Origin of the sequence: Vibrio coralliirubri (genome assembly GCF_024347375.1) — a bacterium.
In the GTDB taxonomy this organism is placed as follows: domain Bacteria; phylum Pseudomonadota; class Gammaproteobacteria; order Enterobacterales; family Vibrionaceae; genus Vibrio; species Vibrio coralliirubri.
Map to the genome: position 1 here is coordinate 2,017,590 of NZ_AP025471.1, position 15,555 is coordinate 2,033,144.

At 45.5% G+C, this 15,555-nt stretch carries 11 protein-coding genes; 5 read left to right on the forward strand and 6 right to left on the reverse strand.

Annotation, left to right across the window (positions count from 1 at the left end):
- Positions 1-2,610, reverse strand: a complete 2,610-nt coding sequence (luxN, locus tag OCV20_RS25680; protein WP_086773595.1) for a quorum-sensing autoinducer 1 sensor kinase/phosphatase LuxN — start codon at positions 2,608-2,610, stop codon at positions 1-3.
- Entirely contained in the window at positions 2,603-3,832 is a 1,230-nt protein-coding gene (locus OCV20_RS25685) for an acyl-homoserine-lactone synthase (protein ID WP_086773596.1), read from the reverse strand. The genes luxN and OCV20_RS25685 overlap by 8 nt, the downstream gene beginning before the upstream one ends.
- Before the next feature lie 668 nt (positions 3,833-4,500).
- On the opposite strand from OCV20_RS25685, the gene OCV20_RS25690 reads away from it, so the two are divergent.
- Positions 4,501-4,893, forward strand: a complete 393-nt coding sequence (locus OCV20_RS25690; RefSeq protein WP_086773597.1) for a cystatin domain-containing protein — start codon at positions 4,501-4,503, stop codon at positions 4,891-4,893.
- Between the two features lie 102 nt (positions 4,894-4,995).
- On the opposite strand, the gene OCV20_RS25695 is transcribed toward OCV20_RS25690, so the two are convergent.
- Entirely contained in the window at positions 4,996-5,574 is a 579-nt protein-coding gene (locus tag OCV20_RS25695) for a hypothetical protein (RefSeq protein ID WP_017067975.1), read from the reverse strand.
- 231 nt (positions 5,575-5,805) lie between these two features.
- The gene (locus OCV20_RS25700; protein WP_012600243.1) at positions 5,806-7,404 is read right to left on the reverse strand and encodes an isocitrate lyase; all 1,599 of its coding nucleotides are present in this window, start codon (positions 7,402-7,404) and stop codon (positions 5,806-5,808) included.
- 141 nt (positions 7,405-7,545) lie between these two features.
- On the opposite strand from OCV20_RS25700, the gene OCV20_RS25705 reads away from it, so the two are divergent.
- Positions 7,546-8,499 (forward strand): LysR family transcriptional regulator, encoded by a 954-nt coding sequence (locus OCV20_RS25705; RefSeq protein WP_012600244.1) that lies wholly within the window; start codon positions 7,546-7,548, stop codon positions 8,497-8,499.
- Positions 8,500-8,654: 155 nt separating this feature from the next.
- Complete coding sequence (locus OCV20_RS25710) at positions 8,655-10,838, forward strand: malate synthase G (RefSeq protein ID WP_086773598.1); 2,184 nt, start codon at positions 8,655-8,657, stop codon at positions 10,836-10,838.
- A gap of 191 nt (positions 10,839-11,029) precedes the next feature.
- On the opposite strand, the gene OCV20_RS25715 is transcribed toward OCV20_RS25710, so the two are convergent.
- Both OCV20_RS25715 and OCV20_RS25720 read right to left on the reverse strand, forming a co-directional pair.
- Complete coding sequence (locus OCV20_RS25715) at positions 11,030-12,457, reverse strand: NAD-dependent succinate-semialdehyde dehydrogenase (RefSeq protein ID WP_086773599.1); 1,428 nt, start codon at positions 12,455-12,457, stop codon at positions 11,030-11,032.
- 231 nt (positions 12,458-12,688) lie between these two features.
- Positions 12,689-13,477 carry an IclR family transcriptional regulator gene (locus tag OCV20_RS25720; protein ID WP_017065657.1) on the reverse strand — a complete coding sequence of 263 codons (789 nt, stop codon included), beginning with the start codon at positions 13,475-13,477 and terminating at the stop codon, positions 12,689-12,691.
- A gap of 155 nt (positions 13,478-13,632) precedes the next feature.
- Here OCV20_RS25720 and pta point away from each other — a divergent pair, with 155 nt between their 5' ends.
- Both pta and OCV20_RS25730 read left to right on the forward strand, forming a co-directional pair.
- Positions 13,633-14,706 (forward strand): phosphate acetyltransferase, encoded by a 1,074-nt coding sequence (gene pta, locus OCV20_RS25725; RefSeq protein ID WP_086773600.1) that lies wholly within the window; start codon positions 13,633-13,635, stop codon positions 14,704-14,706.
- A 68-nt stretch (positions 14,707-14,774) separates the two neighbouring features.
- Positions 14,775-15,539 carry a sulfite exporter TauE/SafE family protein gene (locus OCV20_RS25730; RefSeq protein ID WP_050643315.1) on the forward strand — a complete coding sequence of 255 codons (765 nt, stop codon included), beginning with the start codon at positions 14,775-14,777 and terminating at the stop codon, positions 15,537-15,539.
- Positions 15,540-15,555: the final 16 nt, after the last annotated feature.

Consider the following 15,555-nt stretch of genomic DNA (forward strand, 5'->3'; position numbering starts at 1 on the left):
CTACTCTTCATCTTCGGTTTCTTTGGGAGCATTCGACGCCCAGTCTTTTTCAAGCCAGTTATCGAGCACGTGTTGCAGCGCGTTCAAAGAGGTTGGTTTCTCTAGGCGACCATCCATCAACTTGCTGATCATATCTAACTCGTGCTGTCCTGATTCGCCAGACAAAGCAATGATTGGTGTTTGAGGTGAGCGTGCCTTGATGATTTGGCTTGCGTCAAAACCATTCATTATCGGCATTTGTACGTCCATTAAGATCAAATCAACCTTGTGTGTTTTGAACAGCTCGACGGCATTCTCACCGTTTTTGGCTTGTAAGCTATTTACGCCAAGTCGACTCAGGTACATTTGAACAAGCGTGCGTTGTACTTCTTTATCATCGACGATAAGCACGGTTGGAGCCAAATGGTTCTCTGGGGTTAGCGTACTTGTTGGTTCTGAACTTTGCGTTTCTGCTTGGTTATCTGGCTTAGCTTCAGCGTTGGTTTTGTTTTCAGTTGCGGTTTGATTACTTTTCCAATCATTGAAATAAGGCGTACGAAGTGCGTCTGCTTTGGGTGCATTGGGTACCACAGGGAAGTACAGGTGGAACTCAGTAAACTCCCCAAGTTTAGAGTGGCACTCAACTCGACCGCCAAATGAACGCATAACACGTTGGCAATAGCCTAGCCCTAGGCCGCTACCACCGCTTTTTTGGTAAGAGAAGAAGTCATCAAAGATCTTATGTGCAATGGCTTCGTCAATGCCTGGGCCGGTATCTCGGAATATCAGAACGTTCTCGTAAGGTCCTGTGTTGGTGCTGATCTCAATTTGGCTTTCTGGATAAGAATCAAAGTAATAGATAGCATTGCGTATCAGGTTGAAAATGACGAAGTTGAATAAGGTTTCATTCAGTTTTGCTACAAAATCAGCGTGTTGTGGTAAACGAATGCGTTCGATGATCTTTTCATTCTCAAAACCATAGTGGCTTACGGCTTGATCTACGGCTTTGTGGATAGAGGTCATGGCCACAGGTCCGTGTTCAGGCGTACTGTCACTGACTTCGCGTAGGATGATATCAATCAGTTGTCGCCCGCGTTGAATCGCCGCTTGGCCATTCTCAATATCCTTTAGGATTTGTTTCGCTGGGGCTTGGTTATCAATGTGCTGCTTTAACACCTCAAAATGCAGCTGTACTTGAGCCAGCGGGTTACGCATTTCGTGTGCGATAGAATTAGCTAGAGCGCGACTTTGGCGAATGCGTCTATCGGCTTCAATGGTGCTTTGTACACGAGTTAACAAGGTTTGCAGTGCAGAGATCTCTTCGTTAGAGAACATCTTATCGTTGCTCTTGTGTGACGAGACCAATAAGTGTGTGACCGATTTCCCCTGACCAAATAAAGGCATCACCAAAGCGGTGTCGTTTGAACTCATCTTGTCATACAGGGCTTTAATCGATCGTTTGGCTGGTGCGGTGTAATCAAGCTCCTGAGACAGCTCATCGAACACTAAAACGGACTTGTTGGTAGACAGATAATCTTCGTAGAAGGTTTGGTTGTAGTTGCTGTTCACCAGACGCAACTTGTCTTCTGGAATCTGCAGTAGGCTACCTAATCGACGCATTGCACCATCAATCGACAGCTTGAAATCGTCTTCTAGTGAGAGGATCTGCTGTACTGGCGTTTTCTTGTTTCCGTAGACAAAGAAGGAGGCGTAGTGGCTTACGCGTTTGTAGAGAACATGCCAAGTGATGCCGATAATCGCACAGATTGGGATAGCAACGAGCCATTGACTGTCGTCTGTCAGCGGGATAAATATCGCGCCAAAAGGGATCACCAAAATAGCACAAACCAACATCGCACTTAGGCTCATGTACGCCAAGTATTTCACGCTGTAGAAGCGCGAGGTCAGCAGGGCATAGCCAACGAACAACATTTCACTTATCGACAAAGCTGGTGGCAGCCAAGTGAGCGAGAAATCACGTAAGAAGTAGGTCATGCCTAGGTGGATTGTCGCAGTCGACAGCATGAAGACTAAAATGCCTGCGATCATGTAGTTGGTTTTGGCTAAGGTCAGCTTGCTGCTGTTGGCGCGCATGGCCACCAGGTTGAGTAGTGTTAGCACTACAAAGCTAATCATCCCAATGAAGAAGTACGGCGTATGCGGGCCAAACTCAATCACGAACTGGCTTGGACCTGCAATGGTGACGTGTTCAACGGTTAACCCCGGACTTAAATTGATAAAGAAGGAGTAGACGGTTAGGGTGACGAAAATGGCTTGTTGCCACACATGAACCTTACCATTACGTTGTTCTGCGGCGAGCTTACACGAGAAGTAATAGGCAAAGGCAAACGCAAAGAAAGAGGCGAGGTTGGCAAACTTTGCGGCAAACACGGCGGCCGAGGCCCCAAGTTCTGGTAATAAGTCGGTATGGAAATAAGCGTTACTGCTGATCCACGCAACAATGCAGATCGAGTACGCAATGTAAGGGGCATGGTGTGTCCCTGCGATCACTTCGTTCTTCTGTTTCAGGCGATAGCAGTAATAGAACAACCACATGACAACCACAGCCACGGTTGCAAGCAGTGTGATTGCTTTTGCATAGATGATCGCCTCTAGGCCGAAATCAAACATGTTCATCCTTTTTCACCGAGCTAGTTTTTCCTGCCGAGCGCGACTTTTCTAATGACTTTCTGCTCTCTCGCACTGCGCGTTTGTAGCTTCGGAAATCGACATTATTGAACGCTTTTACCATCATCTCGAAATTCCAGAACCCACGATAAATTGTTGTGCCATCGTCATTTAATTCACAATACCCAGAATGGAAGTATGCATTGGAATCAATGGTTTGATAAAACTGAAGCATGAAAGGTTGCTCGATAATAGTGAAGCCAATCTTATAGCCTATTTGGTGTAACACACTCATCAGCTCTTTTTGAGCAAGGTAGAGGAAATAGAGCTTTTGTTGGGTATTGCCACTGACTGTCAGACGCAACACTTCACACAGGGCATTTTTGTCGGACAATTGTAACTGGAATTGTTGGTCAAATTCTGGGAGAGAGTAACATTTTGACAGTGTAGGCGGTGTGAAAAGTTGTAACCCTGCAAGTTCATCGTAGCCGTAATTGGGTAAACAGTATTGCCATTGCTCATTGCTGAACGGCGGTGCGTAACTTAACCAAGTGTCATTCTTAGACCAGTCTTGAATCAGCGCAGAGGAAACCAGTGTCGGAAAGGCTTCATCGACTGGATGTTTGAGCAGAATAAAATGCTTACCTGTCTGAGAAAGGTGTAATAAAGGCAGCATCTCAAACCATTTCTCACCCTTGATGAACACCTCAAGATTGCTTAAAGCAATGGCATCGCTGATTGGCATTCCTTGTGGGTGACTCGGTGTTTGTACCAAAAGTGGCTCATGTTCTATCTGTTCGATGATCGCACCGTAATAAGCACTGTCATTGATAGGGAGGTCGACATGAGAAATGGAGCTTGGATTTAATGGAGATTTTGCTTTGATCGCTGCAATTTCACACTCACACCAGAAATCTAGCCAATGCATATAGCACTGCCCTACGGCCTGCTCTAGAAGAGTAATCTCTGCAGATAGTGTATTTGGATAGCGCATAATCAGATCGCGGTAGTCCATCACCTCAAACAATACCAAATAGCTTTTGTTTTGATGTTCTGGGAAAAGCAATTCTAACTGGCTTCTACGATATTCAGTCACGTTTTGAAAAAGCTCAGTGCGCTGTTGTGGCTGATAAGTGTTGATGACGAGCTCTATCAGCGCTCGCTGTTTTATTTCGATAGACAGACTGCTAGCCAACAGTGAGCCTAAAGACGACGTTAATTTCATGTTTAACCTAGCCTAGGTTTATATAATTATTTTTATTTGATCTGCACTATCTATAGGACACTGATTTTAGGTATGTGTTTGAAGTTACGTTATTTTGAGAGAGCCAATCGTAACTCTATTTGTGTCTATGGTGTGAGAAGTAAGTTGCATAATCGGGCGAGATTTTACTACTTGCACTCACCCTTAACAATAAAGATTTGCCATATTTGAATGAATTCACAGATGAACAAAATACATTATTATCAACAACTTGTAGGGTTGGATCACAGTTTTAAAATCAGACATGATTAAGCCGAGCATAAACTTTTGAATTTATAAAATAATTTCAAATATCTATTTTTTGAACCAATATCATAATCCACATCAAGATGAGCTCATCTTATTAATCGTGATAGGAATGTTTTTGGTGTGAAATATGTAATTAACTGATGAATTGTGTCTGTCTTATTACTCGCTTATTCTCTCGCTACCCATTTTAATGATTTAAATATCAGGTGGATAAAAGCAGAGCTCCAGTGCTCGGCTTGTTTTCCTGACAATCCCCTGTGTTTATAGAGTAGTTACACCATAATCTCTGATGAAGTGATGACATTCGAGGTTTAAGCTTGCCTGCATATGAAACATTATTGCGAGTAATCCCTCGTAAATGATTGAGGTAGAGAGAATTTATGAAGAAAGTACGATTAACATCATTACTTGGAATAGCAACCTTGTTTAGTGTCGTGGCGTTAGCTGGGTGTAGTCAGAAATCAGAGGTACCAACTCAACCGCAAGAGAATGCGAACCCCATCTGCAGCACTAAAAACCTGACGGGTGGTTGGTCGAAAAGTGAGATAACACCAGAAGCCAAGCAAGCTTTAAACGCAGTTCTTGGCCAAATGAACACTTCAGCTGAGCTCAAGCAGATTCTGAGTGTGCGAACTCAGGTTGTCGCGGGTTTGAATTACGCTATTGAGTTTGAAATGGATAATGGTGAAGTGTGGAACACCATCGTTTACCGTTCTCTACAGGGTGACATCGAAATGACGCAACCTGCACAGAAAGGTCTTCTGTGCTCATAATCTAGATGTGCCTGTATCTTGTGAGATAGGCTGATAGCAAATAAAAATGGCTCCGTATTGGGAGCCATTTTTGTTTTAAGAAGACTGATTCACTGAACGTTTTCAGTCGGCCAGCTCGGGCTCAGCTAACTCTTGAACACAAGCGCGGCTGATGTCTTCATCAATGTAGGCCATACCAAGTTTATTGAGGTAGTCCATGCGATCGGCTGTGCGAAGCTCGATGTCGGGGCCTGCAATGTTGTTGGCTTGATAAATTTCAGTGAGGTGAGACATGAATTGCTCACCCACACTCATCATCAATAGGCTCATTGCGCCCACGTCCGGCCTTACTTTGGCACGTTGCTTTTCCGATAGGTTTACCGCTAATACGATAGGCTGTTCTTCACCTTCGAAGCGAACGCCTCGCTCACGAACGGTTTGTTGAGCCCAGTAGTACGCCAGTTCTTTGCTCTGGGTCAGAAACACTGGTTCAACTGATTCGGTGTAGTTGTTACCGATGGTCGCCATGGTTTTTGAAGCTGCTTCGTTGAGCGCTTTGTCTCCAGAACGTTTTAAACCTTGGCCTTGAATAGAAGCCAATAAAGCTGAAGATGTGCCGTGATACCAAGTATCACCCGTCGCGAAACCATTCTCTGATAACAGTGTTTTTGCATCTTGTAGGTGTGTAGGTATTGAAGTCATAGGCACTCTCAACAAATAAAAATCTCAACAAATAGGAATCTGAACAAATATGTATATAGTTAGCTTAAACAGAAGTTGTTCGGTTAACCGTGGTGTGGAACACAAATCTGAGGCTTTGAGATAAAGCTGGCAGTACAAGCTTTATCTCAAAGCCTTCCCCCGGATCTTACCTAAGTAAGAGAGAAGGACGGGGGAGGCTTTCGTGTTAGCGACTAATCAAAGTGTTAGCGATTAATCAAATTGGTTCGATGTATTCGCTTCACCCGCTGCTTTTAGTGCGTTCTCACCAGCAAAGTACTCTTTGTGGTCATCACCCATGTCTGAACCAGACATGTTTTGGTGTTTAACACATGCGATGCCTTGGCGGATTTCTTTACGTTGAACATTCGCAACATAACCCAACATGCCTTGGTCGCCGAAGTACTCTTTCGCAAGGTTGTCAGTAGACAGCGCTGCAGTGTGGTAAGTCGGTAGAGTGATCAAGTGGTGGAAAATACCCGCTTCACGTGATGCGTCTGCTTGGAATGTACGGATCTTCTCGTCAGCGCTTGCAGACAGTTCAGTTTCATCGTATTCCGCGCTCATTAGGCTTGCACGGTCGTAAGCCGAAACATCTTTACCTTCTGCTACCATTGCATCGTAAGCTTGCTGACGGAAGTTTAGCGTCCAGTTGAATGATGGAGAGTTGTTGTAAACCAGCTTCGCATTAGGGTGTACTTCACGTACGCCGTCCATCATCTCTTTGATTTGACCGATGTGTGGCTTCTCAGTCTCAATCCAAAGTAGGTCAGCACCCGCGTTGATTGCTTCGATACAGTCAAATACACAACGATCTTCACCAGTACCTTGGCGGAATTGGTATAGGCCGGAAGGTAGACGCTTAGGTCGAACTAGCTTGCCGTCACGGTTGAAGCAAACATCGCCTTCAGCCATATCAGCAACATCAATCTCTTCAACATCTAGGTAAGAGTTGTAGATGTCACCTTGGTCGCCCGGCTCTTTCACTACCGCGATTTCTTTTGTTAGGCCAGCACCTTGTGAATCGGTACGAGCAACGATGATGCCGTTGTCGATGCCTAGCTCAAGGAAAGCGTAACGAAGCGCACGAAGTTTCGCGTGGAAGTCAGCGTGTGGAACCGTTACTTTGCCGTCTTGGTGACCACATTGTTTTTCATCGGCTACTTGGTTTTCGATTTGTAGACAACAAGCGCCTGCTTCAATCATCTGCTTAGCCATTAGGTAAGTCGCTTCTGCGTTACCAAAACCAGCATCGATATCGGCAATGATTGGCACTACGTGTGTCACGTGGTTGTCGATTTTGTCTTGGATACGATCTTGTAGGTTCACATCGCCCGCTTCACGTGCAGCGTCTAGCTCACGGAATAAACCACCCAGTTCACGAGCATCGGCTTGGCGTAGGAAGGTGTATAGCTCTTCTACTAGGCCAGCAACGGATGTTTTCTCATGCATAGATTGGTCTGGAAGTGGACCAAAGTCAGAGCGAAGTGCAGCAACCATCCAACCAGAAAGGTATAGGTAACGACGGTCAGTCTTGCCATCAAAGTGCTTCTTAATAGAAATCAGTTTTTGTTGGCCGATGAAACCATGCCAACAACCCAGAGACTGAGTGTATTGAGAGCTGTCTTCGTCGTAAGCCGCCATGTCTGCACGCATGATATCTGCCGTGTACTGCGCAATATCCAGACCTGTTTTGAATTTGTTTTGAGCTCGCATACGAGCAGCAGATTCAGGGTTAATTGCATCCCATGGAGCACCAGCAGCGCTTTTTGCAACTTCAATCATTTCGATATCTTGTGTAATTTGCGACATAACTATTCCTTAGTTTCACGTGGACATGTTGGCCAATTTGGCGAGGTCATTTGATTTGGATTAAATCTAACCATGGACAAATAATAATCATGTATGTGATAATTTTGTTAATTTATAGTTATTATATTCGGTATTTTTCTTATGAATATTGCTCGTATAGACCTTAATTTACTTGTGTATTTAGACATGTTGCTACGTGAAAGAAACGTTACACGAGCAGCAAATCAATTGGGTATTACTCAGCCTGCCATGAGTAATGGCCTTCGCCGATTGCGTGACCTGTTTGAAGATCCGCTATTAGTAAGAACAAGTGAAGGGATGATACCGACCGAGCGCGCGCATAAGTTGCAGCCACTGATTCGAAACATCTTGGCGAATGTAGAGAAGACACTGCAGCCGACCACAGAGTTTAATGCAGAAGACAGTGAACGCGTGTTTCGTATCATGGCGAGTGACTATGCAGAGTCGACCATTATTCAACCTCTTCTGAAAAGGTTAAGTGAGATAGCACCGAAAATACGACTGGATATCATGACGCCAAGTGACGTGAGTTATCAGGATGTAGAGCAAGGTACCGTTGATATAATTATCAACCGATTTGACGATATTCCTCAGTCGTTTCACCAGATGAGCCTTTGGCACGACGGGTTTTCTTGCCTATTTAGTTGTGACAACCCGATAGCCGACAACTTCGATATTTTGTCTTATCTAAAGGCGCAACATATTTGGGTAAGTAAGACAGGTATGGGAACGGGAGTGGGGATCAACCCAAGCGAAGCACAAAAGCTCGGTTGGATAGATGAGGCATTAATGCGCATTGGTAAAACCCGTAACATCACGGTGTTTACTCGACACTACTTGTCGGCGATTCTCTTCGCTCAACAGAAGAACCTGATCCTGACTATTCCTACCAAAGCCGCTCAACTGCAGCGCAATAACCCTAGATTGTTGATCAAGCCTGCGCCATTTGCGATTGAACCCTTTGAGGTGAAGATGGCGTGGAGTCCATTGTTACAAACCAATCCAGACCACCAGTGGATGCGTCGTTTGATTAAAAGTGTCGCTAACGAAATCGAGAGTGGAGTGACGGAATAACACAGTTTGTAGGGTATTTTTTATATGAATATCCAATATAACCGGCATAAATTAGCTAAATTCATGTCCGTTAAGTAAGTTTAAATCAGTAAAGTAAATTTGAGCTAGTCACGAAAATTTATTGAGTAGCCATCAATTAGTTTGAGAGAGATTTTATGAGCAGTCGTATTCAACAGGGAAGCTTGAACATTGATAGCACCCTCTACCAATTAATTAATGAGCAGGTGATTCCTGGAACAGGCATTGTCGCTGAAGACTTTTGGCAATCATTTGCAACCATCCTTGAAGATTTGGCGCCAAAAAATCGCGCATTGCTTATCAAGCGTGAAGATCTTCAACATCAAATTGACGTTTGGCACCAAGAGCGTGCAGGGCAAACGCTAGATCCTGTGGAGTACAAACAGTTCTTACAGCAGATCGGTTATTTAGTTCCTGAAGGCGATGACTTTCAAGTGACGACAGCGAGTGTAGAACCTGAGATCGCAACACAAGCAGGGCCGCAGCTTGTGGTGCCAATCATGAACGCACGTTTTGCACTTAACGCAGCCAATGCGCGTTGGGGCAGCCTATATGATGCTCTCTACGGAACGGACGTGATCAGTGAAAGTGATGGCGCGGAAAAGGGCGGAAGCTTTAACCCTGCTCGTGGCGCTAAAGTAGTGACTTATGCTCGTGAGTTCCTTGATGACGCAGCGCCATTAAACGGCGTCTCCCATAAAGACGTGACCAAATACAGCATCAGTAATGCTAGCATCGGCAATAAACTCATAGCGACACTGGATAACGGTGAAGAAGTCACTCTCATTGATAGCGACCAGTTCATTGGCTATCAAGGTGACGCAAGCTCCCCTTCGTGCATTCTTCTTAAACACAATAATCTGCACATCGAAATTCAAATTGACCCGAGCGCACCGATTGGTAGCGTTGATGTGGCGGGTATTAAAGATGTATTAGTCGAAGCCGCTTTAACAACCATTATGGATTGCGAAGACTCGGTTGCTGCGGTTGATGGTGAAGACAAAGCACTGGCTTACCGTAACTGGTTAGGCTTGATGAAAGGTGACCTGCAAGAATCACTAGAGAAAAACGGCAAAACCATTGTTCGTAACCTTAATCCCGATCGCCAATACACCAGCGTGACGGGTGGTGAGATTTCACTAAAAGGCCGCAGCATGTTGTTCATCCGTAATGTCGGCCACCTGATGACTAACCCTGCGATTATTGATGTCGAAGGCAATGAAGTGCCTGAAGGTATCATGGATGGCATGATCACTTCGTTAATTGCGATGCATGATTTAAAAGGCAATAGCGCGTATCAAAACTCGACCGCGAACAGCATCAACATCGTGAAACCTAAGATGCATGGCCCTGAAGAGGTGGCGTTCACCAATGAGCTGTTTGGCCGCATTGAAGATGCATTAGGGCTAGATCGATTCACTATCAAAGTCGGCATCATGGACGAAGAGCGTCGTACTTCGGTGAACCTTAAAGAATGTATTCGTGCAGCTAAAGATCGTGTTGTGTTTATCAACACCGGTTTCTTAGACCGAACGGGTGATGAGATTCACACCAGTATGGAAGCGGGGCCTTTTGCTCCTAAAACACAGCTGAAAAGCATGACTTGGATTGGCGCATACGAAGATCAAAACGTTGATCTTGGCTTAGCTTGTGGCCTGCAAGGTAAAGCCCAGATTGGTAAAGGTATGTGGCCAGAGCCAGACAATATGGCGAAGATGATGGACGCGAAAATCGGTCATCCACAAGCGGGTGCCAATACTGCTTGGGTTCCTTCTCCAACCGCCGCGACTTTGCATGCGCTGCACTATCACAAGGTGAGTGTACCAAGCCGTCAGAAAGAGCTTCGTGAGCGAGTGAGAGCCAATGTCGATGATATTCTTACTATCCCAATACTGGGCGATCAAAAGCTTACCGCGCAAGATATTCAAAGTGAACTGGATAACAACACCCAAGGTATTTTGGGTTATGTGGTTCGTTGGATTGACCAAGGCGTTGGTTGTTCGAAGGTACCAGATATTAACGATGTCGGCTTGATGGAAGACCGAGCGACACTGCGTATTTCAAGCCAACACATCGCGAACTGGTTACGTCACGGCATTTGCGAGGAAGCTCAGGTAATGAAAACCATGAAGCGTATGGCCGCAGTGGTGGATGAGCAAAACGCTGGCGACCCGAGTTACCGTAATATGGCGCCTGACTTTGAGAACAACATTGCATTTTCAGCGGCGTGTCAGTTGGTATTCGAAGGGTGTGCTCAGCCTAGTGGTTACACCGAACCAGTGCTGCACGCGATGCGTATAAAACTGAAAGCGCAGGAATAGCGAAGCAACCGAATAACAAAAACAGAGAATGTAAAATACTAAAAAAAAGAACCCCCCTTTAACCGAGCCCAAGGTGCCGCGCTTTTATAGCGCGGCTTTTTTTGATTCATTTTTGTGGTGGGAAGGGGGGAATGGGGCAGGTTAGTGCTCACTAAGACTTAATTATTTCTAAAATCTAGTTACTACCAACGTTATTTTCCGCCAAAGCAAAGATACTTAATGTCCATGTACTCATCGATACCTTCTTTCGCACCTTCACGGCCAATTCCTGATTGTTTCACACCACCGAAAGGCGCGACTTCGGTTGAGATTAGACCATCATTAATGCCGACCATACCGTACTCAAGCGCTTCTGCGATATTCCACACTCGGTGGATGTTCTGACTGTAGAAGTAAGACGCCAAACCATAAATGGTGTCGTTGGCCATCTCGATAAGCTCTTCGTCCGTGTCGAATTTCATCACAGGGGCGACTGGGCCAAAGATCTCTTGTTGAACGATGTCCATGCTGTGTTTTACATCTTTAAGAACAACTGGTTGAATGAAAAGCCCATTAAGCTCCTGAGTTGGCGTGACAGGCGCGGCACCTTGTTCAATCGCTCGGTTTATCAAAGCTTGGATGTTGTTCTTTGCGTTCAGGCTGACAACAGGGCCAATCGTGACACCTTCATCTAAACCGTTACCAATCTTAAGCTGTTGAACCGCTTGATCGAATTTAGCCACAAACTCATCGTACACTTTACTGTGAACGTAGAATCGGTTCGCACAGACACATGTTTGACCTGCATTACGGAACTTCGAGGCCATTGCGCCTTGAACGGCCGCGTCGATGTCAGCATCGTCAAACACAATAAAAGGTGCATTGCCACCGAGCTCCATTGAGGTGCGCTTGATGCCTTTTGCCGCTTGAGCCATCAAAATACTGCCCACACGGGTCGACCCAGTGAAAGAGATTTTTTTGATAAGCGGATGCGAAGTGAATAGATTGCCCACTTGTTCCGGGCTTTCACCAAGAACGACTTGAAGTAGATCCTTAGGGATACCCGCTTGATAAGCCAATTCAACCACAGCAAACGCGGAAAGCGGTGTCTCATCCGAAGGTTTCACGACAAAGCTACAACCGGCTGCTAAGGCAGGAGCCGCTTTACGAGTGATCATTGCAATCGGGAAGTTCCATGGCGTAATCGCACATGCGACACCAATAGGCTGCTTGATTGTCACCAAGCGTTTGCCTGCAACCGTGCTAGGAATGGAATCACCATAAGTGCGTTTTGCTTCTTCTGCAAACCACTCAATGAAGCTCGCGCCATACACGACTTCACCTGTCGCTTCGGCTAACGGCTTACCTTGTTCCATTGTCATGATTCGAGCAAGGTCATCTTTGTTTTCAAGGATCAACTGGTCCCAGCGATGAAGCAGTGCAGCTCGAGATTTAGCGGGAATTTTTGCCCACTCTTTCTGCGCTACATGAGCTCGTTCAATCGCGCTCGCTAACTCTGTTTCTGATGATACCGGTGCGTGCCCGATGAGTTCACCCGTTGCTGGGTTTGTGACTGCAACTGCGTGGTTCGCTTCTGTCACCATAAAAGAGAGTAAGTGCTGGTTATCAATGTTTAGCATCGTGATTCCTTTGTCGTGATTACTTTAGACGTGTTGCTGATGTGCGGGTTGGCGAGTGTTCAGATCACTTCGACCAAATGTTGATTAGTCGCAGATTGTGGTTGTTAATTCGATAGTTTTGAAGCCCTTGTTTGCGCAAGCATTGTTTACCAAATCATTGTTTATCAAAGTAGCATTTTCGAAATCCATGATCAGCTAAGTCATGGACTTCGAAATTCTCTAAGAAAGTGCTTACTGCTGACTCCAATTATCAGCTTCGATCTTCGCTAGCGCTTTTGCTGCTTTTTGAAGTGCGGGCAAGAATTTTATTGCTTCATCTGGTTTCACTCGAATCACAGGTGCTTGTATCGCTAGGCCTAGGTTTGATTGACCTGTTGGTGAGGGTATCAGCACTGCGATACAGACTAAGCCTGGTAAAAACTCTTCGTCATCAATAGCAAAACCTTGGATTTTCGCTTCTTCAATGTCTTTCTCGAGAGTCGAATAGTCGGTAATCGTGTTTACTGTGTATTGAGTCAGCGGCACATTTTCAATTAATCGTCTGCGCTGCGACTTAGACATATGAGCTAAAAACAGTTTTCCAGTAGCCGAGCAGTGCACGGGAACACGAGAGCCGGGGTGTAGGTGAAAGCGAAGGGGAGCTTCAGTTTCTGCACGATCGAGATAAATGATTTCACCACTTGAAAGAGCCGTCAGGTTACAACTCTCACCGACTTCTGCTCTTAGATTCTCAAGGATGGTGCGTCGAGCGCTGTGCATGGTGCTATTCAAAAGTAGGTTTTCGGCAAGTTTTCTGAGTCGAATACCTGAGCTGTAGTGCTTTTCGTCGCCATCTCTTTGAATGATGCCCGCCGCTTCTAACTGTTGAAGCATTCGGTGCAGCGTAGGCTTTGGCAATCCGGTCTCTTCGACTAAACCTTGTAGAGAAATAAACTCGTCTTTTTGCGCTATCACCTCTAATAGTGCAAAAAGTCGGAGGGTCGGTGTATCCCCTTGAACTTGCGGTGTTTCTGTTTGCATACAGTGATTCATCCTTGCGATATGTCTATGCCTAAGAGTGTACATATCAAATCATTATTCTTCAATTATCTGAATAAAATTTGACCTTTTTTATTATTTCAATAATATAAATATAAATTATGGAACAATTAATCTCAATAAATGGAATTTAAAAGATGAAGACGATTGAACGGATTATTGATAAAGCTCATTTAGATCGTAAGCGTGTTGTTTTGAGTGAAGCGGAGGACCCGCGAGTGTTAGCTGCTGCAAGAATGGCAATCGACAAACAGCTCGCTCACATCACACTTGTGGGCGATGAATCGGCGATCATCGATGCTGCAGAACTTCACCACATTAACCTCGCTGGCATTCATATTGTTTCTCCACAGGCGTCGTCACTCAAAGAGGTGCTCGCTGAGCGGCTGTATACATTAAGAAAAGCCAAAGGCATGACCTATGATGACGCCCTAGAGCTGGTTCAAGATCCACTTGTTTTTGCCAATTTGATGGTAAGGGAAGGGCTGGTCGACGGCACGGTTAATGGTGCCGTTTATACCACGTCTGATGTGGTGCGAGCTGCGCTGCAGATTATCGGCCCTGCACCGGACAGCGAATTGGTGTCGAGTTTCTTCTTGATGATGCTGTGTGAGCCTTTCCATAATCTTAAAGGCGGTATGATTTTCAGCGATTGTGGTTTGGTTATTAACCCCAATGAAACCGAGCTGGCATCGATTGCTGTGGCTGCATCAAACAGCGCTCAAACGCTACTGATGGAAGAACCTAAAGTCGCGATGCTGTCGTTTTCGACTAACGGCAGTGCTAAACACGAATCGGTTGATAAGGTTCGTAATGCCGCTCAACTCGTGAAGCAACGTTGTCCCGGAATTGCCGTCGATCAGGACGTTCAACTCGATGCGGCAATTGTCACTGAAATAGCGGCGAAGAAACTGCCTGATTCAGAGGTCAAAGGCCAATCAAATGTGTTGATATTCCCCAACTTAGAAGCGGGGAATATAGGCTACAAGCTTGCGGAAAGGCTAGGTGGGGCAGTTGCTATTGGCCCGTTGCTGCAAGGGTTAAATCAACCAGCGAATGACTTGTCCAGAGGCTGTAGTGCCGAAGATATCTTTAATGTCATTGCCGTTACCGCGGTACAAGCGCAGCAAGGGAAAGCGTCTGACTCTAAGGCTGACTCTGAAGCTGATGTTGAAGAAAGAGAAGAGTCGGAGTTTGAATTTAGGTATTAACATTAGTTGCTTAAACTAACGCTGATATGCGCTCATATTTACCCCAAATAACCTAATTAGGATAGCTAATGGAGTTACCTGTTTTACTCGCCATTCTTGCCACCATTGCGGTGGGTACCTATTTCCAAACTGTCACCGGATTTGGTCTCGGTATCATCGTGATTGGGTTAACGGTCAGCCTTAATTTGGTATCCCTACCCGTTATTGCCGCGGTGGTCAGTATTGTGACCTTGTTCAATTGCTTGGTGGCGTTGATGGGTAAGCCACTGCTTGGGGAACTCAAGATTCTGGTGGTGTTAGTCATCGGTATTATACCTGGCGTGTCGATGGGGGTGTACTTGCTGGATGCGTTGAGCGAATCGGCAACCCAGATCCTACGAGGGTTATTGGGTGCCATGGTGTTGTTCGCAGGCTTGAGCTTTATGTTCAAACCTAAAACCAGAACGGTCCGTTCAGCAACCGTATCTTTCCTTGTCTCAGGATTTAGCTCTGGGTTAGCGGGTGGGTTATTTGGAATGGCTGGCCCACCGATTGTGTATCATCTCTATCGGCAACCTTTTACGCTCGATCTGGTGCGAAGCACACTGCTGATGGTTTTCGCTTGTACGTCTATGTCCCGTACTGTCAATGTCTATGCAGCAGGTGATATGGAACAGAGCATACTCTGGTTATCTGCTATCGCTGTTCCTTTGGTGGCGCTTGTCACAATGTTTGCTCGACGTTTCCCACCGCCGTTGTCTAATGATCAACTCAGAAAGTTAGTGTTTATTGTGTTGATGTTGATAGGCGGATATTTGATGGCTGTCTCTGCATGGTCTTTGTTTGCAGCTTAGAACGTCTTCTTTATCA

Excerpts from the sequence above, each read along its gene's own strand:
- luxN (WP_086773595.1), bottom strand. The coding sequence starts at position 2,610 with ATGTTTGATTTCGGCCTAGAGGCGATCATCTATGCAAAAGCAATCACA.
- OCV20_RS25685 (WP_086773596.1), bottom strand. The coding sequence starts at position 3,832 with ATGAAATTAACGTCGTCTTTAGGCTCACTGTTGGCTAGCAGTCTGTCT.
- OCV20_RS25690 (WP_086773597.1), top strand. The coding sequence starts at position 4,501 with ATGAAGAAAGTACGATTAACATCATTACTTGGAATAGCAACCTTGTTT.
- OCV20_RS25695 (WP_017067975.1), bottom strand. The coding sequence starts at position 5,574 with ATGACTTCAATACCTACACACCTACAAGATGCAAAAACACTGTTATCA.
- OCV20_RS25700 (WP_012600243.1), bottom strand. The coding sequence starts at position 7,404 with ATGTCGCAAATTACACAAGATATCGAAATGATTGAAGTTGCAAAAAGC.
- OCV20_RS25705 (WP_012600244.1), top strand. The coding sequence starts at position 7,546 with ATGAATATTGCTCGTATAGACCTTAATTTACTTGTGTATTTAGACATG.
- OCV20_RS25710 (WP_086773598.1), top strand. The coding sequence starts at position 8,655 with ATGAGCAGTCGTATTCAACAGGGAAGCTTGAACATTGATAGCACCCTC.
- OCV20_RS25715 (WP_086773599.1), bottom strand. The coding sequence starts at position 12,457 with ATGCTAAACATTGATAACCAGCACTTACTCTCTTTTATGGTGACAGAA.
- OCV20_RS25720 (WP_017065657.1), bottom strand. The coding sequence starts at position 13,477 with ATGCAAACAGAAACACCGCAAGTTCAAGGGGATACACCGACCCTCCGA.
- pta (WP_086773600.1), top strand. The coding sequence starts at position 13,633 with ATGAAGACGATTGAACGGATTATTGATAAAGCTCATTTAGATCGTAAG.
- OCV20_RS25730 (WP_050643315.1), top strand. The coding sequence starts at position 14,775 with ATGGAGTTACCTGTTTTACTCGCCATTCTTGCCACCATTGCGGTGGGT.